We start from the raw sequence: 26,333 nt of genomic DNA, 5'->3' as shown, positions 1-26,333 counted from the left end.
GGGTGGACGAGAGGGAACCCGCGCCGTTCGAGCGCGGAACGGACGGCCCCAGGGTGATCGTGGCCGGAGTCGACGGCTCCGACTCCTCCTGGCGCGCCGCCGCGTACGCCACCGGCCTGGCACGGCGGCAGAACGCGCTGCTGGCGATCGTGTACGTGCAGCCGGTCCGCGCCGCGGGTACCGCGCTGGGCGCGCCGGTCGCCGGGACGACCGAGGAGGTCGCCGAGGAGCTGATGGCCGAGATCCGGACGGCGGCCGAGCGAGTGCGCGGCATCTACGACGTGCGCTGGGAGTTCCACACGCTGCGCGGCGACGCCTACAACGGGCTGGTCCGGGCGGCGGACGAACTGCGGGCGGACGCCGTGGTGGTCGGCGCCTCCGAACAGGCGGGCCACCGCATCATCGGCTCGGTCGCGGTACGGCTGGTGAAGGCGGGGCGCTGGCCCGTCACCGTGGTCCCGTAGGCACTCCCCCGGCGCCCTTCATCCGGGGAGGCCCCGGTGGCGCGGCCGGGCCGTCGTCCGGCGTCCCTTCGTGACACAACCCCACCGCGCACCGCACCCGCGAGCGGCGCCCCGGCGCGCTGCACACGGGGGTCACACCCAGCTGGCCACGCCCCGTCACCAGGACGTCTCCCGCACCGTCGCCCGGTCCTCCGGCGTCGTGGTCGCGGTGATGACGGACTCCTGGCGGTCCCCGGTGAACGTCACACTCAGCGTGCTCGCATCGGTCTGCGAGGTGCGGACCGTGAAGCTCCGGGTCGGGATCGCGGAGACCAGGCACACCCCGTCGCTGCCGAACCGCACGGACGCCTGCCCGCCGGCCGACTGGATGGTGTGCACCCCCGAACCGCCCTCACCGCAGTCGCTCGCCCCACTCGCGCCCCCGCCACCGGTGGCGGGGTTCGTCGTCTTCGACGGAGAGGGCGAGGGGCGCGGTGTCGTCCGGGTCGCGGACGGACGCGGGGAGGGCTTCGAGGTCGGCTTCCCGATGCTCGGCGACGGGCTCGGCTTCGGTGAGCTGCTCGACGGGGACGGCTTTCCGGAGGCCGAGGAGAAGACCGTCGGCGCCGAGCGGGCCACCGGCGGGGTCGGCTTGGTCGATCCCACCACGAAATGGACCGTGAGGATCACCGCCGTCACGCTGACGGCGGTGCAGGAAAGCCATATGAGCAGGTAGCGCAGGTACCGGGACACGACACCATACTGGCGGACCGGCTACCGTGCTGGGTCATGGCATCCGTGCTTCTCGTCGAGGACGACCCCGTGATACGCAGCGCACTCATCGAAGTGCTCTCCGCGCACGGACATGTCGTGCACAGTGCCTCGCAAGGGTTCGAAGCGCTCCGCGAGGTGACCCAGCGGGCACCGGACGTGGTCGTGCTGGACCTCGGGCTGCCGGATCTGGACGGCACGGACGTCCTGCGGATGCTGCGAGGAATATCACAGGTTCCCGTGGTGGTGGCCACCGCGCGGGACGACGACGCGGAAGTGATCAAGCTCCTCAACGCGGGCGCCGACGACTACGTGGTGAAGCCGTTCTCCGGGGGACAGCTCGCCGCCCGGCTGGGCGCCGTGCTGCGCCGCACCGCCCCGCCGGCGGGGGCCGCGTACCCGGCGGGCGGCCCGGAGCAGACGGCCGGCGCCCCCGCGGCGCCCCGCGTCCTCCAGGTCGGCGACCTCCAGGTGGACCCGCCGGCCCGCACGGCCTACCTGGCGGGGCGGGAACTGCGGCTGACCCGGCGGGAGTTCGACCTGCTGGCGTATCTGGCCGCCCACGCCGACCAGGTGGTCTCCCGGCGGCGCATCCTCGCCGACGTCTGGCGCCAGCCGTACGTGGAGGACCAGACCATCGACGTCCACCTCTCCGCCCTGCGGCGCAAGCTCGGCGAGCGGGCCTCCCAGCCGCGCTACCTGCACACCGTCCGGGGGATCGGCATCAAGCTGGTGGCCCCGCGATGAGACGCGCTCTCGCGGGGGTCGCGCTCGCGGTGACCTCGATGGTGGCGCTGTCGTTCCTGATCCCGCTCGCCCTGCTGGTCCAGTCCGAGGCCCGCGGCCGGGCGACGACGGAGGCGGAACAGCGGGCCGCCGCCCTGGCCCCGGTGCTCGCGCTGACCACCCGCCCCTCCGATGTGCAGCAGGCCGTCTCCGGTCTGGACGCCGGGCACCGGCTGGGGGTGCACCTGCCGGGCGGCAGTGTCATCGGCGCGGAGCACGCCCCGGCGGACGCCCTGGGCCGGGCCGAGCGGGACAAGGAGACCCTCGCCCTCGGCACCCGGGACGGCTGGGTCTATCTGCAGCCGGTGATCCTGGCGAAGAACCGGGTCGCGGTGGTCGAGTCGTTCGTGCCGCGCTCCGACCTCGACCGGGGGGTCACCCTGTCGTGGGTGGTCATGTCGCTGCTGGCGGTGGGGCTGGTGGCCGGTTCGGTGGCCGTCGCGGACCGGCTCGGGGCGCGCGTCGTGCGGTCCTCGCGCAGCCTGTCCCGGGCCTCGAACTCCCTGGGCTCGGGGGATCTGGAGGTACGGGTCGAACCGGCCGGACCGCCGGAGCTCAAGGAGGCGGGCCGGGCGTTCAACTCGATGGCGGACCGGGTCGTCCAGCTGCTGGCGATGGAGCGCGAGCTGGTGGCCGATCTGTCGCACCGGCTCCGGACGCCGCTGACGGCGCTGCGCCTGGAGGCCGAGCGGATGAGTGCGGCGCCGGGAGCGGAACGGCTGACCTCCGCGATCACCCACCTGGAGACCGAGCTCGACTCGATCATCTCGGCCGCCCGCTCCCCCCTCGCGGTGGGACCGCTGGGCGCGGTCACCTCGGGCCAGGAGCGGCGGAGCGCGCCCGCGCCGGCCGGGCCGGACGAGCTGTGCGAGGTCTCGGACGTGGTCCGCGGCCGGGTGGAGTTCTGGTCGGTGCTGGCCGAGCAGCAGGGGCGGTCCTGCCGGCTGTCCGCCACGGCGGAGCCGACCTCGGTCCGGCTGCCGTCCGACGATCTCGCGGCGGTCGTGGACGCGCTCATCGGCAATGTGTTCCAGCACACGGCCGAGGGAACGGCGTTCGCGGTGCGGGTGGAGCGCACCGCGCAGGCGGTCGTGCTCTCGGTGCACGACGCCGGGCCGGGCATCGCCGACCCGGATCTGGCGCTCGCGCGGGGCATGAGCGTCGGCGGCTCGACGGGGCTGGGGCTGGACATCGCCCACCGCGCCACCCGGGCCACCCGCGGGGAGGTACGGATCCTGCGCGGCCCGCTGGGCGGTGCGCTGGTCGAGGTGACGCTGGGCCTGGCCGCGGAGGCGAAGGGCGGCCTGGGCCGCTCGTCACGGCGGCTCCGGCGGGCCGGGCGGCCGGCCCTGGGCCTCGGCCGGCTCGCGGCACGCCTCACCGGTTCGGGTTCGGGTTCCGGTTCGGGTTCTGGCTCTGGTTCTGGTGCTGGTTCCGGTACGCGCCCCGGCTCCGCTTCGCGCCCGGGTTCCGGTTCGGGCCGGCAGCACGGTCACGGCTGACGGAGCGGCGCCTGTCGGGCCGGTCGGCGACCGGCCCGGACGGCAACCAGCGAAGCGGGCCAACCACCCCGAAATCAGACAGAAAACGCGGAACCGGCCGGATCCGGCAAGCTCCCTGAAGCTTGCACGGGTCCGGCCGGTTCCGGTGGACGGGTGGGTGCGGGCGGGTTCCGGGGGGATGGAACCGCCTGCACCGGACCGTCCGGCCGACCAGGATCAGCGGCTTGCGCCGAAGTCCTGGGTCCACCAGGGGCCGCCGTCACCCTCGTGGACTCCGATGCCGATTTCCTTGAAGTCGCAGTTGAGTATGTTCGCGCGGTGGCCGGAGCTGTTCATCCAGGCGTCCATGACCGCGTCCGCGTCCTGCTGGCCCTGGGCTATGTTCTCGCCGATCGCCGACCAGGCGTACCCCTCGGCCTCGACACGGTCGGTCATCGAGGAGCCGTCGGGGCCGGTGTGCGACATCACGCCGGACCGGGCCATGACGTCGCTGTACTTCTCGGCGGCGTCGGTCAGCTTCGGGTTGCTGGTGAGCGGGCTGCAGCCCGCCGACGCCCGCTCCTGGTTGACGAGTTGGAGAACCCGGGCGGCCTCGCCGGTCGCCGCGGCCGGAGCCTTCTTCACGACCGGCGCCCGGCTGGGGGTCTCGGTCGCCGAATGCGTGGCGCGGGGCTGAGCCGCTCGGGTCTTCTTCTCCTGCACGGTGCGCCGGGGGCTCGGCTTCGCCGAAGCCTTGGTCCGCTTCTCCGACGGCGTCTTCGACGCCGTCGGGGAGGCGGTGGTCGACTCCGCTTCCTCGGCCATGGGGGACGCCGAGGACGCGGGGCCGTCCGACGCAGGTCGTGCATCGGCCACCGGTGCGCTGTCACCGCCCGGGACCACCATGGCCACCCCGGTGCCGACGCCGGCGACGACCGTCAACGCCCCGGCCGCGACGGCGATCCGCCGCAGTGGGAGACCGGCCAGGGGGCCGGCGGGGCGCCGATGGGACGTCGGACGTCTGCCGTCTCGGGTGCTCATGATGGTCGTTCCTCCGATGGGCTGTGGGCACGCGCCGGTTTGTCGCCGGCCGACTCGACTGAGCCTAGGGGTCCGCTTCGGTCCGATCATCATTCGAGCGAGATCTTCAAGAACCCATAAGACTTCGCTCAGACACCGCTTGGGATCTTGCCCCTGGAGCGGCACACCGGGGTTGATCACCCGGCCTCGTCCCGGTCCGGCCCGGCCCGCCCGGAGGGCTGCGCCTTTTGTCGGACAACCTCCGGTCGCGGAGCGGCGTCTTTTGCCGTCGGGCACGGTCCGCCATGATGAGCCGCCGTCAGCTGCCGTCGGAGAGAGGACGTTTCGTGGCCGGGCTCCGGATGGGACAAGGCGTACTCCGCCGCAAGCCGCTCGAGCACATCACGGAGGCCGAGGGCGGTGCGACCGAACGGCTCGACCGGGCGCTGGGACTGTGGCAGCTCACCGCGATCGGCATCGGCGGCATCATCGGGGCGGGCATCTTCACCCTGGCCGGAACCGTCGCCAACGGCACGGCCGGCCCCGCCGTCCTCATCTCCTTCCTGATCGCGGGCGTGGCCAGCGCCGCCGCGGCCTTCTCCTACGCCGAGTTCGCGGGCCTCATCCCGAAGGCCGGGTCCGCGTACACCTACGGCTACGCGGTGCTGGGCGAGCTGGCCGGCTGGTTCATCGGCTGGGACCTGCTGCTGGAGTACACGGCGATCGTCGCGGTCGTCGCCATCGGCATCTCCGGGTACTTCAACTTCCTGCTCAACGAGATGGGCGCGAACCTGCCCGACTGGATGCTGGGCGCCTCGGGCACCGGCCCGGGCCACCGGGTGGACCTGATCGCCGCGGTGCTCTGCCTGTTCATCGCCTATCTGCTGAACCTGGGCATCAAGAGCGCGGCGCGGTTCGAGACGGTCGTGGTGGTGCTGAAGATCCTGGTGGTGCTGCTCGTCATCGTCGTCGGCTTCTTTCACGTCAAGAGCAGCAACTACACCCCGTTCTTCCCGTTCGGGGTGGGCGGCGCGTTCACCGGCGCGGCCACCGTCTTCTTCGCGGTGTTCGGCTACGACGCGATGAGCACCGCGGCCGAGGAGTCCAAGGACGCACAGCGGCACATGCCGAAGGCCATCCTCTACTCGCTCGCCGTCTCGATGGTGCTGTACGTACTGGCCTGTCTGGTGCTGACCGGCATGCAGACGTACACGGAGATCGACCCGGAGAGCGGGTTCTCCACGGCCTTCAAGTCGGTGGGGCTGAGCGGTATCGCCGATGTGATCGCGGTCGGCGCGATCATCGGCATCCTCACGGTGATGTTCACCTTCATGCTCGGTGTGACCCGGGTGTGGTTCTCGATGAGCCGGGACGGGCTGCTGCCGCGCTGGTTCGCCAAGACCCACCCGACCCGGCACGTGCCGACCCGGGTGACCTGGATCGTGGGCTTCGCGTCGGCCGCGATCGCGGGCTTCGTGAAGATCGGCGAGGCCGCGGAGCTCACCAACATCGGCATTCTGCTGGCGTTCGCGGTGGTCTGCGTCTCGGTGATCGTGCTGCGCTACCGGCGGCCGGAGCTGCCGCGTGAATTCCGCTGCCCGTGGATGCCGTTCGTGCCCGCGGTCGGCGTGGCCGCCTCCATCTGGCTGATCACCTACCTCCAGTGGCAGACCTGGGTCCGCTTCGCCATCTGGTTCGCCATCGGCCTGGTCATCTACTTCGCCTACTCCCGGCACCACTCCGAGCTGGCGAAGGCGGAACGGGCCGGGGAGACGGGCCCCGGGCAGACGGGCTGACCGCCGGGCCCGGGAACGGCCGGGCCCGGCAACGGCCCGTCGGGCGGACGAACCGGGGCAACGGCCCCTCCGGGCGGCCGACGGGGCAGCGGGCGGGGCGGGCGCGCAGGTGGCGGAGGGCGTGGAGGGCGGCGAGGGCGTGGAGGGCGGCGAGGGCGTGGCGGGCTACTTGAGCAGCCGGGACATCCGGCGGTCCGCCAGCGGCTTCCCGCCCGTCTGGCAGGTGGGGCAGTACTGCAGGGACGAGTCGTGGAACGACACCTCGCGGATGGTGTCACCGCAGACGGGGCACGGTTCACCGGTCCGCCCGTGCACCCGCAGCCCGCTCTTCTTCTCGGCCTTCAGCTTCCCCGTGGCGAGCCCCCGGGAGCGCTCCACCGCCTCCCGCAGCGTGCTCTCCAGGGCCTCGTACAGCCGGGTGGTCTCGTCCTCGGTGAGGCTCGCGGCGAGCTTGAACGGCGACATCCGCGCCACGTGCAGGATCTCGTCCGAGTAGGCGTTCCCGATCCCCGCGATCACGCTCTGGTCCCGCAGCACGCCCTTGATCTGCCGGCGCTCCTCGCCCAGCAGCCCGGCGAACCGCTCCCGGGTGAAGGCGGCGTCGAGCGGGTCGGGGCCCAGCCGGGCGATGCCCGGCACGTCGGCCGGGTCGCGGACGACGTGGACGGCGAGACGCTTCTGCGTCCCGGCCTCGGTCAGGTCGAAGCCGGTGCCCTCGGGCTCGGCGAGGTGCAGCCGCAGTGCGAGCGGCCCCTTGCCGGGGCGGGGCGGGGCGGCGGGCAGGTTCTCCCGCCACTGCAGCCAGCCGGCCCGGGCCAGATGGATCACCAGATGCAGATCGTCGGCCGAGAGGTCGAGGAACTTGCCGTGCCGCGCGGCGGCGGTGACGGTCCGCCCCTCCAGCGCGGTCAGCGGCGGATCGTAGGTTTTCAGCACGCTGACGGCCACCGGCTGGACGCGGGCGATCCGCCGGCCGACGAGCGAGTCGGCCAGGAATCCGGTGAGCGCTGCGACCTCCGGCAGTTCCGGCATGCCCCCAGTCTGCCCCAGCACGGGCGAAGCGGGACGTATCCGGCGTCCCCGCACCGCCGCCCCGGTGGGCCGGGTGCCGCCTCGGGGCGGTCCGCGCCCACTCAGCCGCGCCGGAGGAGCACGGTCTCCGGGGCGGTCCGCGCCCGCTCAGCCGCGCCGGAGCAGCGCGGTCTCCGGGGCGGTGTTCTCCAGCGGGACCGCGTCCGAGCGGACCAGGCCCAGCTGCACGGCCTGCCGCGGCAGGGCCGCGTCGAGCAGCCAGTCCGCGCCGACCCGCAGCCGGTTCCCCGGCATGGCCAGCAGGTGGTAGCCGCGGGTCACCGTCTTGGCGAGGGGACCGGCCAGCCGGAGCCCGAGCGGGTTCGCCGCCGCCTGGAAGCCGCCGAGGTCGACGACGAAGCCCAGGTCGCGGTGTTCGTACGGGCGGCGTTCGCCGTGCCCGAAGGAGGCCGCGATGTTGTGCGCCGCCCGCCTGCCCTGCCGCTCCGCGTGCTGGGCGGTCATCGGGGTGATGTCGCCGGGCCGGGTTAGGTCGGGCACCGCGGCCGCGTCGCCGCAGGCGAACACCTCCGGGCGGCCGGGCACCGTGAGGTACTCGTCGACGACGAGCCGGCCCTTCTCCGTCGGCAGGCCCAGTTCCGCGACGAGCGGGTCGGGGCGGACGCCGACGCACCAGACGAGGGTGCGGCTGGGGACGAACCTCCCGTCGGTGAGCCGGACCCCCTCCTCGGTGGCCTCCGCCACCGAGGTGCCGGTGCCCAGCTCCACGCCGCGCCCGGTCAGCACCCGGGTCGCCGTCGCCGACATGTGCTCGGCGAGTTCGGGGAGCACCCGGGGCGCCAGGTCGAGGAGCAGCCAGGCGGGCGGCGGCCCGTCGCGCAGCCGCGGGTGCTGCCGGGCCAGCTCGTCGGTGAACAGCTTGCCGTTGGCGGCCACCTCGGTGCCGGTGTAGCCGGCGCCCACGACGACGAAGGTGGTGCGGGCGTCGCGTTCCCGCGGGTCCTCCGCGGCGCCGGCCAGTTCGATCTGCCGGGTGAGATGGTCCCGCAGGTACAGCGCCTCGGGCATGCCGCGGAACCCGTGGGCGTGCTCGGTGACGCCGGGGACGGGGAGCAGCTTGTTCACACTGCCCGCCGCCAGGACCAGCCGGTCGTAACCGACCTCCCGGTGGCCGCCCTCGGGGTCGGTCACCCCGACGCGGCGCCCGTCGAGGTCGACCCGGTCGGCGGCGCCGAGGACGAGGCGGACGTCCGGCAGGGCGGCGACGAGCGGTACGGAGATCCGGCGGGGTTCGAGGATGCCGGTCGCCACCTCGGGCAGCAGCGGCACGTACAGGAAGTAGTCGGTGGGGTTGACCAGCACGATCTCCGCGGCGCCGCGGGCGAGGCGGGACAGGGTGCGGGCGGTGTGGAAACCGGCGAAACCGGCTCCGACGATCACGATGCGCGGTCGGCTCATGGTCCTTCCCGGAACGGATCGGCGCGGGCGCTTCCGCTGTGCCGGGTTCCCGTCGCCCCGGCACCGAATCAGGGGATGCGGCCGTCGACGGCGTTTTCGGCCGGTTGTGGGGCGGCGTCCGGCCCGACGGCGTTCGGACCGGCCGTGGCGTGGACCGTTCCCCGGCGGCCCGGGCGGTACGGGGCAGGCGCCCGGCCCTCCCGGCGGGCTCGGCGCGTTCCTCCGGGCGGCTTCGGAACGTTCCTCCGGGCGGGGCCGTCACCGGATTCCCCCGGACGGGCCGGCAGGCCGCTGCGCCCCGCCGGTCTCCCGGCGTGCGCGCCAACTCGCGGGGGCGGGCCGGTCCTTGACTTGCCCACGGCGGGCAGCGAGCCTGAATCGGCTCTGACAACGTTGTCCCCCTTCGGGTGCGGAGGCCCTTCATGGCATGGACCGAGAAGCGCGGGGAGCACCGGACGCGACGCCGTCCGGCCGGAGTGCTCGGCGCGGTCGGAGCCGCCGCCCTGGCCGCCCTCCTCGCGGCGGCCCCGGGCGCACCCGCCGCGGACGACCGGCCGGCCCCGCCGGCCGGCACCGCGGACGGCCGGCTCACCCGGCTGACCGACCTCGTCGATCCGTTCATCGGCACCCGGGACGACGGGAACACCTTCCCCGGCGCCACCGTGCCGTTCGGGATGGTGCAGCTCTCCCCCGACACCGGCCACTCCACCGGATACGACTGGGACGACTCGAAGATCCGCGGCTTCTCGGCCGTGCACCTGGCGGGGGTGGGCTGCGGCATCGGCGGTGACCTGCCCGTCATGCCCACCACCGGCGAGATCACCAGCACCGACAACGACGTCTACGCCTCCCCGTTCCGCCACGACGAGGAGACCGCGTCGCCCGGCTACTACCGGGTCCGGCTGCCGGCGTACGGCGGCATCACCGCCGAGCTGACGGCCACCCAGCACACCGGCCGCCAGCGCTTCGCCTTCCCGGCCACCCGGACGGCGAATGTGCTGCTCAACACCGGTCAGGCGCTGCACAAGGTCACCGACAGCCGGGTCCGGATCCTCGACGACCGCACGGTGGCCGCCACGGTCACCGGCAACGGCTTCTGCCAGCGGACCGAGCCGTACACGGTGCACACCATCACCCGGTTCGACCGGCCGTTCACGGCCCACGGCACCTGGAACAAGGCGAAGGTGACCGCCGGTTCGGACACCTCCGAGGGGCCCGGCCGGCGGGGTGCGTACGTCCGCTTCGACACCACCGGCGGGGACCGCGACGTGGAGGCCGTGACCGCCATCAGCTACGTGGACCCGGCCGGGGCGTCCCGGAACCTGGCCGCGGAGGGCCGGGACTCCTTCGACGCGGCCCGGGAGGCGGCCCGCGAGGCGTGGGAGCGGCGTCTCGCACCGGTGCGGGTGCGCGGCGGCACCGAGGAACGGCGCCGCGTCTTCTACTCCGCGCTGTACCGGGCCCTGCAGCACCCGAACACCGGCCAGGACACCGACGGCCGCTACACCGGCTGGGACGGGAAGGTCCACCGCGCCCAGGGGTTCACCTACTACCAGAACTGGTCGCTGTGGGACACCTACCGCACCCAGGGCCAGCTGCTCACCCTGCTCGCTCCCCAGGAGCTGCGGGACATGGCGCTGTCCCTGCTGGCGGTGGACCGGCAGGGCGGCTGGCTCCCTCAGTGGGGCTACGGACCGGTCGAGACGAACATCATGACCGGCGACCCGGTGACACCGTTCCTCACCAACGTCTTCCAGCAGGGACTGCTGACGGGGCATGAGGAGCGGACGTACCGCGCCCTGGTGCGGAACGCCGACGGGGTGCCGCCCGAGTCCTCCCCGTACACCGGCCGGGAGGGCAACCGGGAGTACCTGGAGCGGGGCTTCGTGCCGCACGAGCCGAAGCGGAAGAAGAAGGTGCCGGGCGACTACGACTACCAGCACGGCGGCTCCGCCACGCTGGAGTACGCACTGGCCGACGCCGCCCTCGCCGGGATGGCACGCGCCCTGGGCCACGACCGGGACGCCGAGCGCTTCGCCGCCCGCGCGCAGAACTACCGGAAGGTCTTCGACACGACCACCGGCTTCTTCCGGCCGCGGGACGCCGCGGGGAACTTCACCGGCCCGGCCGACCCGGCGAAGGGCCAGGGCTTCCACGAGGGCACGTCCTGGCAGTACACCTGGCTGGTCCCGCAGGACCTGCCGGGGCTGATCTCCCTGCTGGGCGGCCGGGCGGCGGCCGAGCGGCGGCTGGACACCTTCTTCGACTACGACGCGCTGCACACCGACCCGGCCGGAACGGCCCGCGAACGGTGGGTCAGCGGCCCGTACGACTACTACAACGCGGACCGGTACAACCCGCGGAACGAGCCGGACCTGCTCGCCGCGTACACCTATCTGGCGACCGGCAAGCCGTGGCGGACGACGGAGGTGACCGACGCGGCGCGGACGCTCTTCACGGACGCCCCGGACGGCGTCACCGGCAACGACGACCTGGGCACCATGTCGTCGTGGCTGGTGCTGACCTCGCTGGGGGTGTACCCGGTCTTCCCGGGAACCGCCGTCTGGGCCCTGTCCACACCGGCCTTCGACCGCGTGGACCTGGCGCTGGACCGCCGCTGGTACCCGCAGGGCCGGTTCCGCGTCTCGGCGCCCGGAGCCGCGGAGCGGCGCTTCGTCCGGTCGGTGAGCCTCGGCGGCCGGAACCTGGCGCGCACCTGGATCACCACCGACGACATCCGGGCGGGCCGGGGCCTGGCGTTCCGGGTCGGCTCCCGCCCCTCGGCGTGGGGCTCCCGCCCGGAGGACGCGCCGCCGTCGCTCGCCTCGGTCGCCGACCGCTGAGGGCGGGGGCGGTTGCGGCGGGCCCGGTCATGGGTGGGCCTGTCGCCGGTGGGCGGTGGGCGGTGGTCGGCAGGCGGCAGGCGGCAGGCGGCAGGCGGCAGGCGGCAGGCGGCAGGCCGACGGTGGTGGGTTCAACGCCCGGCCGTCGCGCCCGCCGTCACAGGTGCCGTCGAGCGGGCCGCGTTGAGCGCGTCCACGGCGCCGCGCGCGTCCCCGATCGTGGTGTGGTCGACGGCGACGAAGGTGACCGGCCGGCCGCGCTGCCGCTCACAGGCTCGCACCCGGGCCAGGACCCGGCGGCTGCTGTTGACTTCGCCCGCGTCGAGCCGGCTGCCGCCGCCCACGGTGACGAAGTGGTTGAGGAGGAAGAGCCGCTTGTCCGGGCCGTGGCGGTCCGGCGTGCAGGACATGTCCTGCGGCCTGCGGAACGCGTACGGGGTCTCCGTGCCGTAGCGGTGGAAGTTGCGGTACCAGGGCGCGGGGCCGTCCGCCTTCTCGGCGAACACCACCAGCCGGCGGCCGCTGTCGACCATCTCCCCCAGCGTCGGCCAGGGCCGCCCCGGGTCGTCGTCCGGCGCGTACAGCAGATGTTCCAGACCCGCCTCGCGGAACGCCCGGACGGTGTCCTGGGCGCGGATGCCGTCCTGCACGATCAGCGTCACGACCTCGGTCGGGTGGGCCTCCAGCCAGATCCCGATCCTCCGGAGCGCGGGAACCAGGGCGACCGCGCCGCCGCGGCAGACCGAGGGGCACAGCCACAGTCCGCCGCGGGGCGGGTTGAGCCGCTCGATGCGAGGGGGGAGGCCGTTCCGGTCGCCCGGGGTCGGGCGGGACCTCTCCCGCCGTTCGGCCGCTTCGCCGGGTGTCTCCCAGGTGTGGGTGTCGATGAGCAGCGCGCGGACGCCCGCGTCGAGCCGGCCGGTGATGCCGGGGTCCTGGAGCGGGCCGATGAAGCGGTCCTCGGGGGTCGGCACGGCGTTGTACTCGGCGAGTTGGGCGACCTCGTCGTAGCGCCGGTCGCACAGCGCGGACGAGCCCTGGCAGCGGCGGGGCGCGGAGCCGCCCATCGCCGCGGGCGCGAGCGCCGCGCCCAGGCTGCCCAGCACGGCGACTCCCGCCGTCACCGCCCAGACCCGGGGCGAACGGGGCGTCACCGCCCCGGCCCGGCGCCGCCCGGTGGCGCCCCACACCTGGCCCGTGGCGACCAGCAGCAGCCCGGCGGCCAGGGGCACGACGGCGGCCTGCAGCCCGGCGGTCATCAGCCGGTCGGCGGCCGTGGTCTGCACATCCTCGACGAGTCGTGCCAGGGACCGCGGCCAGTGCGGGGAGGGGGCGACCATGGCGTGCGGGGCGAAGAGCCGGCCGGTGCCCACGGCCGCGGCGGCGAGCGCCCCGCCGGTGGCGAGGGCGGCGCCGAGCGCGGTCAGCCGGCGGGCGATAGTGCCCGGTGAGGCGGCCCAGAACACCAGCAGCGCCAGGACGCCGAGGAACACCGCCAGGGTCTGGCCCGGCCCCAGTCCGAGCAGGGTGAGGGCCCGCGCCTTGCGCACCAGGGCGAGCCCCTCGGCGCCGGGACGGTCGAGGTCGGCGACAGCCCGCGCCGCCCCGGGGCCGTGGTGCGCCTGCCGGCCGTCGGTGACGCCCCGGCCCCCGGCCGCCCCGGAGCCGTCCGACGCCCGCGGTCCGGCCGCCACGTGTGGTTCAGCGGATAGGTGCGGTTCGGCGGGTGCGTGCGGCCCGGCGGATGCGTGCGGTCCGGCCGGGCCGCGCTCCGGACCGGAGCCCCGGCCGAATTCCGCCGCGAGCCCGTCGAGGTCGGGTACGGGCTGTTCCTCCACCGCGTCGAGCAGGTCCCCGAAGTAGATCCGGATCAGGTCGTCCAGGTTGGCCAGCACCGGTCTCAGATCGGCCGTCATCCGCAGCGCGGGCCGGTCGCCCCGCAGATAGCCGACGGCGTTGTCGATCTGCTGGTCGGTCAGGGCCCGGACGGCCGTGGGCGGCAGCACCGTCTTGAGGTTGGAGGTGACCACGCCCTGCGGTACGGGGAGCCGCGCCAGGAGCTGCTGGGCGACATCGGAGGACTCCGGGTCGACCAGCACCTCGTCGTAGAGCCGGTCGTACGCCCGCTGTTCGTCGAGGACGTCTTGGTAGTAGCCGCGGTTGAGGGCGGTGCTGCGCACCGTGCCGGCCGCGACCAGGACGACGGTGGAGAGCACCAGGACGGCGCAGGCCGCCCACCGCACGGCTCGGCGGCGCATCGGCCGGCGGGACAGCGCCGTGCTGCCGACCGGCGCCGGTACGGGCGTGCGACTCATGGTCCCCTCTCCGCGGTCTCCCCACCCCTCGACCCTCGGAGGTGCCGGGCGGGACGGCCAGCGGTGGGGTCCGAGCGGGTGAGACACGGCGGGGGATCCGTACGCCGATGAGGTCGGCGGGCCGGGACGGAGGTTTGGAACGGCCGACGCCTACCCGGGGCTCATGGACACCAGGACTCCGCCGCCCGGCCCGGGCAGGCCACCCGGTGCCGGGAGAGGCCGCGGCGGGCCGGCCGTTCGCCCGTCCCGCCTCACTCCGCCATGTCGACCAGGCGCCGCGCTGCCGCCACCACGGCCGAGGCGTCGATGCCGGCCGCTCCCAGCTGCTCGTCCGGCGCGGCCGACCCGGGCATCGAGCGGACGGCGAGCCGCGTCAGCCGGGGCACCGGGCGCCCGTCGGCGAAGGCCTCGGCCACCGCGTCGCCCAGGCCGCCCTCGGGGTGGTGGTCCTCGACGGTGATCAGGCAGCCGGTGACCTCCGCGGCGGCCCGCAGGGTGGCGGTGTCGGCCGGCTTCAGCGAGTACAGGTCGATCACCCGCGCCGGGATGCCCTCCTCGGCGAGCGCGCCCGCCGCGGCCAGCGCCTCGTGGACGGTGACCCCGGCCGCCACCAGGGTGACCAGGTCGCCGTCCGAGGAGCGCAGGACCTTGCTGCCGCCGACAGGGAACTCCTCGTCCGGACCGTAGACGACCGGGGTCTCGCCGCGGGTGGTGCGCAGGTAGCCGACCCCGGGGCGGTCCGCCAGCGCGGCCACCAGACGGGCCGTCTGGTTGGCGTCGCACGGGTAGAGCACCGTGCTGCCGTGGATCGCCCGGAACATCGCGAGATCCTCCAGGCCCATCTGCGACGGGCCGTCCTCGCCGATGGCGACACCCGCGTGCGATCCGACGACCGCGAGCCGGGCACGGCTCACCGAGGCCATCCGGAGGAAGTCGTGGGCCCGGGTGAGGAACGCCGCGAAGGTCGCGACGAACGGCACCCAGCCGCGGGCCTGCATGCCCAGCCCGGTGGCGACGAGCTGCTGCTCGGCGATGTAGCACTCGAAGTACCGGTCGGGGTGCTCCTTGCCGAAGAACTCGGTGCGGGTGGAGTCGCCGACCTCGCCGTCGACGGCCACGACGTCCTCGCGCGCCGAGCCGAGCGCCGCCAGCGCCTCCCCGTACGCCGTACGGGTCGCGGCCTTCGAGCCGAGGTCGTAGCGCGGGAGCTCCAGGGAGGTGGCGGGCCGCTGCGGGGCGCGGACCTCGGGCGGCGGCTGCACCTCGACCGTCAGATTCCGGATGCCGCCCAGTTCGGCGACGGCCTCCGCGGCGTCCGGCAGCGGCTTGCCGTGGAAGCCCTCCCGGTCCTCGACGGCCCGCACACCGCTCCCCTTCCGGGTCCGCGCGATGATCGCGGTGGGCCGCAGGGCCGTGCTCCGCGCCTCGGCGTACGCCTCGTCGATCGCGGTGACGTCATGACCGTCGATCTCGACGGTGTGCCAGCCGAAGGACCGGATGCGCCGGGCGTAGGCGTCGAGGTCCCACGCGTGGCGGGTGGGACCCCGCTGCCCGAGCCGGTTGACGTCGATGACGGCGGTGAGGTTGTCGAGCCGCTCGTGGCCGGCGTGCTCGAACGCCTCCCACATCGAGCCCTCGGCCAGCTCGCTGTCCCCGCACAGCACCCAGACCCGGTACGGCAGCCGGTCGAGCCGTTTGCCCGCCCAGGCGACGCCCGCGCCGACGGGCAGCCCCTGGCCGAGCGAGCCGGTGGCCACGTCGACCCAGGGCAGCACCGGGGTCGGATGGCCCTCCAGCCGGCTGCCGGCCTTGCGGAACGTCAGCAGCTCGTCGTCGGGGATCGCGCCCGCCGCCTTGTACACGGCGTAGAGCAGGGGCGAGGCGTGCCCCTTGGAGAAGATCACGTGGTCGTTCCCGGGGTGCTCCGGCCGGTCGAAGGAGTACTGCAGGTGGCGTGCGAGCAGTACGGCCATGAGGTCGGCGGCCGACATCGACGAGGTGGGGTGGCCGGAGCCCGCGGCGTCGGCGGCGCGTATCGCGTCGACGCGGAGCTGCCGGCCGAGCTCCCGCAGCTGTTCGAGGTCCATGGCGCTCCTCCGCGCTCGGGACTGCCGCGAGTACCCCACCGGCAGGCCTCCACACCGGAAAATGCGGATCAATCCCCACGGCACGCCCTGGAACCGATATTCGGTACGGTTTCCGACCTCTGTGCGATTACCTAGCCCTAATGAGGGTGGCGTAGGGTAGCGAAGCAACCAACTGCCCGTTTGTGTACGCGTGTTGACGGTTAGCCTGCGGTGCTGCGCCCCGGCATTCCATGCCGGCTGATCGAGAGGACTGCGATGCCTGAGCCCCCCACCCATGCCGCGCGCCCGGAGCCGCGCCGGCCCACGGCGCCGACGGGGAAGAGGCACGGCAGATCACCGGCCCAGGACGGGGCGGCCGACTCCGCCATCAGATCCCGGATGCAGCGCCTGGCCCTGCTCCCCGCGTTAGGCGTCGGAGCCGTGTCCACCGCCACGACGGCCTTCGTCCTCCGTTCGCAGGAGGGCTTCGCGGACGGGACGACCTGGGGCGTGCTGGCCGGAGCCGCCCTCCTCGGCTGCGGCGCCCTGGCGGGCGGCGCGGCCGCCGCGAACGCCGAGGCCCGCGGCACCTCCCGCCGGTACACGGCGTTACGCCGGGCCGGCGCCCGCGGCCAGGCCGACCTCCACGACCTCTTACGGCGTCTGGGCCAGGGTGAGCGCCTCCAGCCCCGCCCCCAGGCCCCCCTCCCCGAGCCCTCGGGGGACTCCCTCGATCTGCTGGCCCATGAATTCGCCCTGGCCCAGCGCCAGGCCGAGACGGCCGTCGTGCAGGCGGCCCAGCTCGTCCGCGGCAAGTCCGAGGGCAGCGAGGAGAAGGTCGAGGTCTTCGTCAACCTCGCCCGCCGCCTGCAGTCCCTGGTCCACCGGGAGATCGAGCTCCTGGACGACCTGGAGAACGAGGTCGAGGACCCCGACCTGCTCAAGGGTCTGTTCCACGTCGACCACCTGGCGACCCGCATCCGGCGGCACGCCGAGAACCTCGCCGTGCTCGGCGGCGCCATCTCCCGCCGCCAGTGGAGCCGTCCGGTCACCATGACCGAGGTGCTGCGCTCCTCGATCGCCGAGGTCGAGCAGTACTCCCGGGTCAAGCTGGTACCGCCGATCGACGGCACCCTGCGCGGCCACGCCGTCGCCGACGTGATCCACCTGCTCGCCGAACTCGTCGAGAACGCCACGGTGTTCTCCGCTCCGCAGACCCAGGTCCTGCTCCGCGCCCAGCGGGTGTCCGCGGGGCTGGCGGTCGAGGTCGAGGACCGCGGTCTGGGCATGCCGCGCGAGGAGCAGCTGCGGATGAACGCGCTGCTCACCGACCCCGACCGGATCGACGTCGGCGAACTGCTGCGGGACGGCCGCATCGGCCTGTTCGTGGTCTCCGCACTCGCCCGCCGGCACGGCATCGCGGTCCAGCTGCAGAGCAACATCTACGGCGGCATCCAGGCGGTTCTGGTGCTTCCGCAGAGCCTGCTGGGCGACCAGCCCGGGGAGACCACCCCGGCCGCCGCACCGGCGGCGACGGCACCGCACGACGCCGCGTCCCCGCTGCCGCCCGCCGCCCCGGCACCGTCCGCTCCCCCGGTGCGGCCCGGGGGCCCGGTGCAGCCCGGGGTCCCGGCCGGGCCCCCGGGGAGCCCGGCGGCGCCTCCGTCCCCGGTCCCGCACCGGGCGGCACCCGCGGCCGCGCAGCCGCCGGTCCCGCCGGGGCACGTCCCGCAACTGCCCGTCCGGGAGAAGCGCGTTCGGGAGGCGCCCGTCCGGGAGGCTCCTGTCGCACCGGCCCCGGCCCGGCCGACGGCGCCCCGAACGGCGGTGTCCCACGCGGAGATGCCCCACGCTGAGATGCCCCGGCCGGAGATGCCCCGGCCGGCGGCGCCTCAGCCGGTGGCCGGACAGCAGCAGCCGCCGGCGATGCCCACGCCCATCCCGCAGCAGCACGCCCGCGCCGCCGAGCCGCCCCGGCCGGCGCCGCGGCACTCGGGCCCGGTGCCGAGCCCGGCACAGGCCCCGGAGCCGCCGTCGCACCACGACCGCGGTCCCGTCCACCCTGCCGACGCCCGGGGGGAGCGGCCGCAACTGCCGCGCCGGCGCCGCCAGGAGCACCTCGTCCCGGAGCTCCGGGACGCGCCGACCGCTCGCAGCACGGGGAGTGAGCAGGAGGCGGAGCACGACCCGAATCTGATGGCCGCTTTCCGCCGGGGCGTCAGTCTTGCCGAGGCTCCCGACGCACCCGACGAGGGCCACGCCGACCGCTCTCGCTGAACCGCAGGCTCCAACTCATTCCCCAAGGAGAAGACCACCCTCATGGTGAGCGACATGCGCACCGGCCAGTCCACGGACCTGTCCTGGCTGCTGACCGGCCTCGTCCAGCGTGTACCCCACACTCGCAATGCGCTGCTGCTGTCCTCCGACGGACTGGTGAAGGCCGTCCACGGCCTCGACACCGACAGCGCCGACCACATGGCCGCCCTGGCGTCCGGCCTCTACTCCCTCGCCCGCAGCGCAGGCCTGCGGTTCGGCGACGGCGGAGAGGTGCGGCAGGTGGTGGTCGAGCTCGACACCACGCTGCTGTTCGTGTCCACCGCCGGTTCCGGCGCCTGTCTGGCCGTCATGGCCGAACGCGAGGCCGACGCGGCCGTGCTGGGCTACGAGATGGCCATGCTGGTGAAGAGCGTCCGCCCGTATCTGGCCACGCCCGCGCGGCAGCCGGTCGGCGCGCCCCCGGCCGGCGGATCCCCGCACGACGCGGGGCTCTGAGGATGGCGGACGCGCGGGACGGGATGTGGCTGGACGACGCGGCGGGACGACTGGTCCGGCCTTACACCGTCAGCAACGGGCGCACCCGTCCCACCGCGCACTTCGACCTGCTCACCCTGGTGATGGCCACCGGCGCCCGGCCCCGGAACCATCTCGGCCCCGACCACGACCAGGTGCTCGGGCTCTGCGGCGGCCCGATGTCGGTGGCCGAGGTCGCCGCCCACATACGGCTCCCCGCCGTCGTCACCAAAGTCCTCCTGTCCGACCTCGTGGACTGCGGGGCGCTCACCACCCGGGCGCCCCGCACCGTCGAGGCGGCTTCCCCGACCGACCGAGATCTTCTGGAGGCGGTCCTCCATGGCCTTCGCAAACGGCTCTGACCTCGCGCCCCCTGCGGACCCCTTCCCCACCGCGCTGAAAATTCTCATAGCGGGGGGCTTCGGGGTGGGCAAGACCACCCTCGTGGGAGCGGTGAGCGAGATCGAGCCGCTGAGCACCGAGGAGTTGCTGACCCAGGTCAGTGCCCGGACCGACAGCCTCGAAGGGATCGAGGACAAGACGACCACCACGGTCGCCATGGACTTCGGCCGGATCACGCTCGACGCGGACCATGTGCTCTACCTGTTCGGCACGCCCGGCCAGGAGCGGTTCTGGTTCATGTGGGACGAGCTGTCGAACGGCGCGCTCGGTGCCGTGGTCCTGGCGGACACCCGCCGGCTCGACCAGTGCTTCGCCGCGGTGGACTTCTTCGAACGCCGTGGCATCGGATTCGTCGTGGCGGTCAACGAGTTCGACGGAGGCTTCCACTACGACCCGGAGGAGGTCCGCGTGGCCATGGACCTCAGACCGGAGGTGCCCGTCGTGCTCTGCGACGCCCGGCAGTGCAACTCCGGCACCCGGGTCCTGATGGCACTCGTCCAGCACCTGATCAGCTCTGCCGCGCGTTCCCCGGTGGCCGAGCCCGACCCGCTGCGCTGACCCGACGGCGCAGCCGAATCCGCAGTCCGAACGGAGCCTCCATGTCCACCCCCACCCCCTTCACGCCCTACGACCCGACCGGCCATCTGCTGCTGACCCCGGAGGACGCCGGAGCGACGGCCCGGGTGGCCCGGCTGCGCGAGCTCGGGCTCGGGGACACCCCCGTCCCGGAGTTCGACGACTTCGCGCGGGAGCTCGCCCGGATCACCGGGGCTCCGTACGCGATGGTCAACTTCATCGACGAGCACCGTCAGTACTTCGCGGGCCTCTACACCGCGGGGGACGGCCAGTCGGGGGTCGAGCTGGGGCCGGTGCCGCAACAGCAGCAGCCCGGACGGGTGATGGCGCGGGACCACGGCTACTGCCCGCACGTCATAGTGCGCCGCAAGGCCCTGGTGCTGGAGGACGTCTGCGACTACCCGCGGTTCGCGGGCAACCCCGTGGTGGACGAGATCGGCATCCGCTCGTATCTCGGCGCGCCGCTGATCGACCGCACGGGGATGGCGCTGGGCACGGTCTGCGTGGTCGACCAGGAGCCCCGTCCCTGGGGGCGGCAGGGGCTGGAGACCATCAAGTCGATGGCGGCCGAACTGGTCGGGCGGATCCACCGGCAGGAGCCCGGGATCTGAAGGGTCCGTATCCGTCCGGGCCCTGACGCCTCCGGGCGGCCCGGCCTCTTTGTACGGCTCTCCAGGGATCCCACGGAGAGGCTCCACGATGCCCGGGGCCCGGGGGCGCCCCGGGCGGGGACCGGGTGCGCCGACGGGGCCGTTGGAGCCGTCCCGAGGCGCCGTCGGTCGTGCACGGTGGCATGCACGGTGCGCGGCAGAGGTGGCGGTGGCCCCACCCCTGCCGTCCACCGACCGGTGGACCCGAAGTTCAACCGGCCGGACGTGCCGGGCTCCGCACCCGGCCGACCAGGATCTCGGGTATGAGTCAACTCCCTGTGCGGATAGCCCGATGGAGCGCCCGGCACGCGGGGCGCGCGATCACCGGCTGGTTCGCGTTCGTCGTTCTGTGCCTCGGCGCCGGCCTCGCGGTCGGCTCCCACGAAGCCACCAGCGAGGACTTCCGGGTCGGTGAGGCGGGGCGCGCCGAGGCGATGGCGGCCGAAGGGGGCCTGCAGCGCAGACCCACCGAGCAGATCATGATCTACGCCAGGTCCGGGACCCCGGACACGGCCGAAGCCGACGCCGTGGCCCGGGAACTCACCGAGCGGATGCGGAAGCTGCCGGAGGTGGACCGGGTGGGAGCCCCGGTCCGCTCCGAGGACGGTGAGGTCCTCAGGGTCCCGGTGGTCCTGAAGGGCGCTGAACAGCAGGGCAAGAAGAACGTCGCCCCGCTCCTCGAACAGACGGCGAAGGTGGGCGACCGTCACCCGGGCCTGGTCGTGGAGGAGACCGGCTCCCCCTCCATCAGCAAGGGGGTCAACGACCAGCGGGCGAAGGACCTCACGCTCTCCGAGCGCCTCACGCTGCCGGTCACCCTCCTCACCCTGCTGATCGTCTTCGGTTCGGTGGTGATGGCCGGTGTGCCGTTGCTGCTGGCGCTCTCCTCGATCGCCGCCGCCCTGGGACTGTCCATGGTCGCGTCTCATGTGCTGCCCGATCCCGGAGTCGGCACCAACATGATCCTGCTGGTCGGCCTGGCGGTGGGCGTCGACTACGCGCTGTTCTATCTCAAGCGGGAACGCGAGGAACGCGCCCGCGCCGGCGGCCGGCTCAGCTCGGAGGCCCTGGTGGAGCTGGCCGCGGCGACCGCGGGCCGGGCCATCGTGGTCTCCGGCCTCGCCGTGATCGTCTCCACCGCCACCCTGTATCTGGCCACGGACGTCATCTTCTCCTCGCTGGCGACGGGCACGATCCTCGTCGTGGCGGTCGCCGTGGTCAGCTCGCTGACCGTGCTTCCCGCGCTCCTGGTGAAGATCGGCCACCGGGCCGAGCGCCGCGCGGCCCGCAAGGCCGCCCGCCGGGCGAGCCGCGGCGAGCCGGTCCGTGCACAGCGGGCGGAAGCCGGACCGGGCCGGGTGTCCGGCGCCCTGCTGCGGCCCGCGCAGCGGCACCCCGCCCTCACCCTGTGCGTCTCGGTCCTGGTCATGCTCGCCCTGGCGGCGCCCGCGCTCGGTCTGCGGCTCGTCGACCCGGGCCGGGACACCTTCTCCCGCGACATCCCGGCCATGCAGGTCTACGACCGGCTGACCGCGGCCTTCCCGGAGCTCCTGGTCGAACACGAGGTCGTGGCCCGATCCACGCCGGACCGAGCCGCGGAGGTGCGGCAGGCCCTGGCGGACCTCGGCCGGCGGGCGCAGGCCGATCCGCTGTTCGCCCGGGACGCCGAGCCGACGGTACGTACGTCGGCCGACGGCCGGATCAGCGTGCTGAAGCTGGCGGTTCCGTTCCCCGCGCCCTCCGACGAGGCGGTCGCGTCACTCGACCGCATCCGTCAGGTCCATCTGCCCGCCTCGGTCGGCAGAGTGTCCGGCGTGGAGTCGGCGGTGAGCGGAGATGTGGCCCGGGGCCGCGACTACGTGGACCACGAGAGGAGTAAGCTGCCGCTGGTCATCGGGTTCCTGCTGCTGGTCACCTTCCTGATGACCTTGTGGGCGTTCCGCTCGGTGGTCATCGGCCTGGCCGGCGTCGTCCTCAATCTGCTGTCCGCCGGGGCCTCGCTCGGTCTGCTGGTGGTCTTCTTCCAGGGGACGTGGGCGGAGGGCCTGCTGGCCTTCGACTCGCTCGGCGCGATCGCGTCCCGGGTACCCCTGTTCCTCTTCGTGATCCTCTTCGGCCTGTCCATGGACTACCAGGTGTTCGTGGTCAGCCGGATCCAGGAGGCCATGCGGAACGGGATGTCGGCCCGCGCAGCGGTTCTGGACGGCATCGGCCGGTCGGCCAAGGTGGTGACCAGCGCGGCGATCGTGATGGTGACGGTGTTCGGCGCCTTCGTCGCCCTGCACCTCACCGAGATGAAGCAGATGGGCTTCTGCCTGGCGGTGGCCGTACTGCTGGACGCCGTGGTGATCCGGCTCCTGGTCCTGCCGTCGCTGCTGCTGCTCCTCGGCGAGCGGGCCTGGTGGCCGTCCCGCCCGGCGCGACGGGGACGGACCGCCGTTCCGGCTGCCGGACCGCGGGAAACCGTAGGCTGACGCAAATGACGCAGCGGCCGCAGCCCATCGACCGGTTCCGGACACGGACCCTTCGCCGGTGGTACACCGTCTCCTGGGTGCTCCTGGGGGTGTGCCCCCCGGTCATCTCCGTGCTGGGGGACACCGGAACGACGAAGTACTGGTCGATGGCGCTGCCGGCCGTGATCGTCCTCTGCTACGCGATCGTGCTGGCCCGCCCGGGCAATCCGGTGCTGCGCCCCTACACCTTTCTGGCCGTGCTCACTCTGGGCATGATCGGTATGTCCTGGGTGCGTGGGGACGGCGCGGCACTGTTCATCGTGTCGCTCCCGCACTTCTGGCTCTTCGCCAGGAAACCGCGGCACGCGATCGCCTTCAGTGGCGTCGCCGCCGCGGGCACCGTCGCAGGCGTCGTCCTCCACGACGGCGGAAACGCGGATTTCCTCAGCGGCAATATCGTCTTCACCCTCATCGGCTGGGCGGCGGGTGTGCTGCTCGGACTGGGAGTGGTCCGGATCGTCGAGCAGAGCGACGAGCGCGCCCGCCGCCTGAGCGCCGAACTGGAGAGCGCCCAACGGCGCCTGGCCGAAGCCCACCGGCTGCAGGGCGCCACCGAAGAGCGCGAACGGCTCGCGCGGGAGATCCACGACACCCTCGCCCAGGGTTTCGCGTCCATCATCGTGCTGGCGGAAGCGGCCCGTTCCGGTCTCGACACGGATCCCGGCAGGAGCGCGCAGCAGTTGCTCTCGATCGAGAACACCGCGCGCGAGAACTTCGCCGAGGCGCGTGTGCTCGTCGGCTCCGCCCCGCGGAGCGGTGTCGTTCCCGGTTCGGTCGCCGGGACCCTGCGCCGGACCCTGGACCGGTTCGCCGAGGACACCGGACTCACCGTCACCGCGGAGCTGCCGGACATCGAGTGCGACCAGCCGACCCGCATCGCTCTGCTGCGCTGCACCCAGGAGTCCCTGGCCAACGTCCGTCAGCACGCCGCCGCCTCCACGGTGGATGTCGTCCTCACCGCGCACGCGTACGGGGTCGAGCTGGACATCACCGACGACGGCCGCGGCTTCGTGGTCGAAGACTCCCGCGGCTTCGGGCTCAACGGGATGTCCACACGTCTCGCCGAGCTCGGCGGCGAGCTCACGGTCACCAGCTCGGTCGGGGACGGCACGCGCGTCCTCGCCCTGATTCCCGCGAACGGTCAGGTGTGACATGCCGGAAGACACGCTCCGCATCATCGTGGTGGACGACCACACGGTGATGCGCGCCGGGGTCATCGCCCTGCTGGCCTCCGAGCCCGCCATCGACGTGGTCGGCGAGGCCGGCGACGGCCTCGCGGGCGTCGAACTCGTCGAGCGCCTGGACCCCGATGTGGCGCTGATCGATCTGCGCATGCCCGTCCTCGACGGGACGAGTGCCACCGCCCGGATCGTCGCCGGCCGGGCGCGGACCCGGGTGCTGATCCTGACCACGTACGACACCGACGCGGAGATCGAGCGCGCGGTCGAGGCCGGGGCGATCGGCTACTTGCTCAAGGACACCACGCGTGACCAGCTCGTCGACGCCATCCGGTCCGCGTCCCGGGGCGAGACGGTCCTGGCCCCGCGGGTCGCGGAGCGGCTAGTCGCCCGGATGCGTCAGCCGACGCCCGTGGCGCTGACCCCGCGGGAGGCGGATGTGCTGAGCGCGGTCGCCGACGGGCTGTCCAATCCGGAGATCGGCCAACGGCTCGTCATCTCGGAGGCCACGGTGAAGACACATCTGCTGCGGGTGTTCGCCAAGCTCGACGTGCGGGACCGCACGCACGCTGTGGTCGTGGCCCTCGAACGCGGGCTGCTGGACCGATGCCGCCGCTCCGACTGACCGCGCTCCCGCCGGCCCGCGCGGCAGCAGGACTTCGACGGGCTCCGGCTTCCGCTGCATCCCTTCCGCCCCGCTTCCGCCCGCTGAGCCATGGGCATCGCGGGGCGAGGTCGCCCCGGATGGCCTTGGTCCGGCACGGCCTTGCCCCGGATGGCCTTGGTCCGGCGTGACCTTGGTCCGGTACGGCCTTGGCCGGTTCGGACCGGCCCCGAGGGTGCACGGCCGTCCCGCTCGGCCTTCCGTGAGGAGGACCTGGACACCCGCCGGGTCCGAGCCCCCCTCACGCGTCAGGCGGTCGTCCGCAGCCGGTCCAGCCGCACCACGTCGGACAGGCACTCCGACCACTCGCCCTTCGTCTCGCCCATCGCCACCTCGCCGAGGCGGAGCAGCTGGACGTCGGAGGTCCCGGCCGGGGCGAAGATGTGGAAGGCGTCCCGCAGATAGCGCTCGACGGGACGGTCGGTGTACAGGCCGCAGGCCGCGTGGATCTCCATGGCGTTGCGGGCCGAGTCCAGCGCGTACTCGACGTTGACCAGCTTGGCGTTCATCAGCTCCGCGTCGCACGGCACGCCGTGGTCCAGCAGGTCCACCGCGTGGTACGCGGCCAGCCGGGCGGTCATCAGACGGGACTGTATCTGCCCGAGCTTGAGCTTGATGGAGCCGAGGCCGGCCAGCGGCTTGCCGTACCGTTCCCGCTGGAGGCAGAACGCCGTGGTCTCGTCCAGGATCGCCTGGTGGATGCCGAGGGACACCGCGGCGAGGTTCGCCCGGCCGTAGAGCATGCTCGAGGAGTAGGCGACGTTCAGGCCGTCGCCCTCCTCGCCGAGCAGGTTCGCGGCGGGGATCCGGCAGTTGTCGAAGATCAGCTCGCCGAAGCTGAAGCCGTGCAGGCCCAGCGTGGGCTGCTGCTCCGCCAGCGAGAACCCCGGGGTGCCGGTCTCGACGAGGAAGGCGGACAGCCCCCGTGAGCCGGGGCCGGTACGGACGACGACGCCGTGCAGATCCCCGACGTGGCTGTTGCCCACGTACACCTTGCGGCCGTTGAGGACGTAGTCGTCCCCGTCGCGGACGGCGGTGCCCTCCATGCCGAGGACGTGCCCGCCGGACTGGGGCTCGGTCACGGCGATGGTCGGCAGGCACTCACCGGCGGCGATGCGGGGCAGCCAGGTCTTGCGCTGGACATCGTTGCCATAGTGGATGATCTTGGCTGTGCCGAGCTGGGAGGCCTGGACCATGGCGCCCATGGCTCCGCTGACCCGGGCGAGCTCCTCGATGATGATCGTCTTCGCCAGGTGCCCGGCGCCCATGCCGCCGTACTCCTCGTCGACGGTCACGCCGATCCAGCCCTGCCGGGCGATGAGCCGCGAGAGCTCATGGGGAACGCTGTGAGAAGCCTCCATCGCGGCTATTCGGGGCCGTACTTCGCGTTCCGCGAATGCGTGCACGCGATCGCGCAGATCCTGGTGATGGCCATGAGCCAACAAGCGTTCCACGACGAGCCTCCTCCGCGCTTCCCCAAGCGCCCTCTGGGCGCGGGGTCGTTCGTCGGCAGCGACCCGCACAAGGTTCGCCGACCGCAACATCGTCT

General features: G+C 73.4%; 20 protein-coding genes. 14 read left to right on the top strand and 6 right to left on the bottom strand.

All coding sequences use genetic code 11. From position 1 onward, the window contains the following. Positions 1 to 2: 2 nt before the first annotated feature. The 4 genes from ABT112_RS23000 to ABT112_RS22985 all read left to right on the top strand — a co-directional run bounded on the left by ABT112_RS23000 (position 3) and on the right by ABT112_RS22985 (position 3,502). Complete coding sequence (locus ABT112_RS23000; RefSeq protein WP_351512418.1) at positions 3 to 464, top strand: universal stress protein; 462 nt, start codon at positions 3 to 5, stop codon at positions 462 to 464. Positions 465 to 534: 70 nt separating this feature from the next. Then, on the top strand, positions 535 to 1,179 hold the full coding sequence (locus ABT112_RS22995) for a hypothetical protein (protein ID WP_351512416.1): 645 nt from the start codon (positions 535 to 537) through the stop codon (positions 1,177 to 1,179). 53 nt (positions 1,180 to 1,232) lie between these two features. Further along, on the top strand, positions 1,233 to 1,961 hold the full coding sequence (locus ABT112_RS22990) for a response regulator transcription factor (protein ID WP_351512414.1): 729 nt from the start codon (positions 1,233 to 1,235) through the stop codon (positions 1,959 to 1,961). Continuing rightward, entirely contained in the window at positions 1,958 to 3,502 is a 1,545-nt protein-coding gene (locus ABT112_RS22985) for a sensor histidine kinase (RefSeq protein ID WP_351512412.1), read from the top strand. The genes ABT112_RS22990 and ABT112_RS22985 overlap by 4 nt, the downstream gene beginning before the upstream one ends. A gap of 216 nt (positions 3,503 to 3,718) precedes the next feature. On the opposite strand, the gene ABT112_RS22980 is transcribed toward ABT112_RS22985, so the two are convergent. Continuing rightward, positions 3,719 to 4,522, bottom strand: a complete 804-nt coding sequence (locus ABT112_RS22980; RefSeq protein WP_351512410.1) for a CAP domain-containing protein — start codon at positions 4,520 to 4,522, stop codon at positions 3,719 to 3,721. A 326-nt stretch (positions 4,523 to 4,848) separates the two neighbouring features. On the opposite strand from ABT112_RS22980, the gene ABT112_RS22975 reads away from it, so the two are divergent. Then, positions 4,849 to 6,297 carry an amino acid permease gene (locus ABT112_RS22975; RefSeq protein ID WP_351512408.1) on the top strand — a complete coding sequence of 483 codons (1,449 nt, stop codon included), beginning with the start codon at positions 4,849 to 4,851 and terminating at the stop codon, positions 6,295 to 6,297. 165 nt (positions 6,298 to 6,462) lie between these two features. Here the strand turns inward: ABT112_RS22975 and ABT112_RS22970 are convergent, their stop codons facing one another. Beyond that, entirely contained in the window at positions 6,463 to 7,329 is an 867-nt protein-coding gene (locus tag ABT112_RS22970; RefSeq protein ID WP_351512406.1) for an Fpg/Nei family DNA glycosylase, read from the bottom strand. Positions 7,330 to 7,476: 147 nt separating this feature from the next. Next, positions 7,477 to 8,787 (bottom strand): NAD(P)/FAD-dependent oxidoreductase, encoded by a 1,311-nt coding sequence (locus tag ABT112_RS22965; RefSeq protein ID WP_351512405.1) that lies wholly within the window; start codon positions 8,785 to 8,787, stop codon positions 7,477 to 7,479. A gap of 422 nt (positions 8,788 to 9,209) precedes the next feature. Between ABT112_RS22965 and ABT112_RS22960 the strand changes: the two genes are divergently transcribed. Next, entirely contained in the window at positions 9,210 to 11,630 is a 2,421-nt protein-coding gene (locus ABT112_RS22960) for a GH92 family glycosyl hydrolase (protein WP_351512403.1), read from the top strand. 131 nt (positions 11,631 to 11,761) lie between these two features. Here ABT112_RS22960 and ABT112_RS22955 read toward each other — a convergent pair whose 3' ends face one another. Next, positions 11,762 to 13,945 (bottom strand): phosphoinositide-specific phospholipase C-related protein, encoded by a 2,184-nt coding sequence (locus ABT112_RS22955; protein ID WP_351512401.1) that lies wholly within the window; start codon positions 13,943 to 13,945, stop codon positions 11,762 to 11,764. A 251-nt stretch (positions 13,946 to 14,196) separates the two neighbouring features. Then, complete coding sequence (locus ABT112_RS22950; RefSeq protein ID WP_351512399.1) at positions 14,197 to 16,071, bottom strand: transketolase; 1,875 nt, start codon at positions 16,069 to 16,071, stop codon at positions 14,197 to 14,199. A 381-nt stretch (positions 16,072 to 16,452) separates the two neighbouring features. Between ABT112_RS22950 and ABT112_RS22945 the strand changes: the two genes are divergently transcribed. The 8 genes from ABT112_RS22945 (at position 16,453) to ABT112_RS22910 (ending at position 24,745) form a co-directional block, all read left to right on the top strand. Further along, the gene (locus tag ABT112_RS22945; protein WP_351512397.1) at positions 16,453 to 18,288 is read left to right on the top strand and encodes a sensor histidine kinase; all 1,836 of its coding nucleotides are present in this window, start codon (positions 16,453 to 16,455) and stop codon (positions 18,286 to 18,288) included. Between the two features lie 42 nt (positions 18,289 to 18,330). Beyond that, positions 18,331 to 18,783 (top strand): roadblock/LC7 domain-containing protein, encoded by a 453-nt coding sequence (locus ABT112_RS22940; RefSeq protein WP_351512395.1) that lies wholly within the window; start codon positions 18,331 to 18,333, stop codon positions 18,781 to 18,783. Positions 18,784 to 18,785: 2 nt separating this feature from the next. After that, positions 18,786 to 19,163: a DUF742 domain-containing protein gene (locus ABT112_RS22935; RefSeq protein WP_351512394.1), complete on the top strand. Its 378-nt coding sequence runs from the start codon at positions 18,786 to 18,788 to the stop codon at positions 19,161 to 19,163. Then, a complete protein-coding gene (locus ABT112_RS22930; RefSeq protein WP_351512392.1) occupies positions 19,141 to 19,761 on the top strand; it encodes a GTP-binding protein in 621 nt (206 codons plus the stop codon). Before ABT112_RS22935 ends, ABT112_RS22930 begins: the two co-directional genes overlap by 23 nt. 41 nt (positions 19,762 to 19,802) lie before the next feature. Next, on the top strand, positions 19,803 to 20,390 hold the full coding sequence (locus ABT112_RS22925) for a GAF domain-containing protein (protein WP_351512390.1): 588 nt from the start codon (positions 19,803 to 19,805) through the stop codon (positions 20,388 to 20,390). A 302-nt stretch (positions 20,391 to 20,692) separates the two neighbouring features. Then, positions 20,693 to 22,903 (top strand): MMPL family transporter, encoded by a 2,211-nt coding sequence (locus tag ABT112_RS22920; protein ID WP_351512388.1) that lies wholly within the window; start codon positions 20,693 to 20,695, stop codon positions 22,901 to 22,903. Between the two features lie 5 nt (positions 22,904 to 22,908). Continuing rightward, the gene (locus ABT112_RS22915) at positions 22,909 to 24,093 is read left to right on the top strand and encodes a sensor histidine kinase (RefSeq protein WP_351512386.1); all 1,185 of its coding nucleotides are present in this window, start codon (positions 22,909 to 22,911) and stop codon (positions 24,091 to 24,093) included. A gap of 1 nt (position 24,094) precedes the next feature. Next, on the top strand, positions 24,095 to 24,745 hold the full coding sequence (locus ABT112_RS22910) for a response regulator (RefSeq protein ID WP_351512385.1): 651 nt from the start codon (positions 24,095 to 24,097) through the stop codon (positions 24,743 to 24,745). A gap of 287 nt (positions 24,746 to 25,032) precedes the next feature. Here the strand turns inward: ABT112_RS22910 and ABT112_RS22905 are convergent, their stop codons facing one another. Continuing rightward, positions 25,033 to 26,238, bottom strand: a complete 1,206-nt coding sequence (locus ABT112_RS22905; protein ID WP_351512383.1) for an acyl-CoA dehydrogenase family protein — start codon at positions 26,236 to 26,238, stop codon at positions 25,033 to 25,035. Positions 26,239 to 26,333 lie beyond the last annotated feature (95 nt).

It is taken from the genome of Streptomyces sp. NPDC002055, assembly GCF_040296705.1.
Lineage (GTDB): Bacteria > Actinomycetota > Actinomycetes > Streptomycetales > Streptomycetaceae > Streptomyces.
Note: the sequence above shows the minus strand (reverse complement) of the source record. Positions and strands in the feature narration are given on the sequence as shown.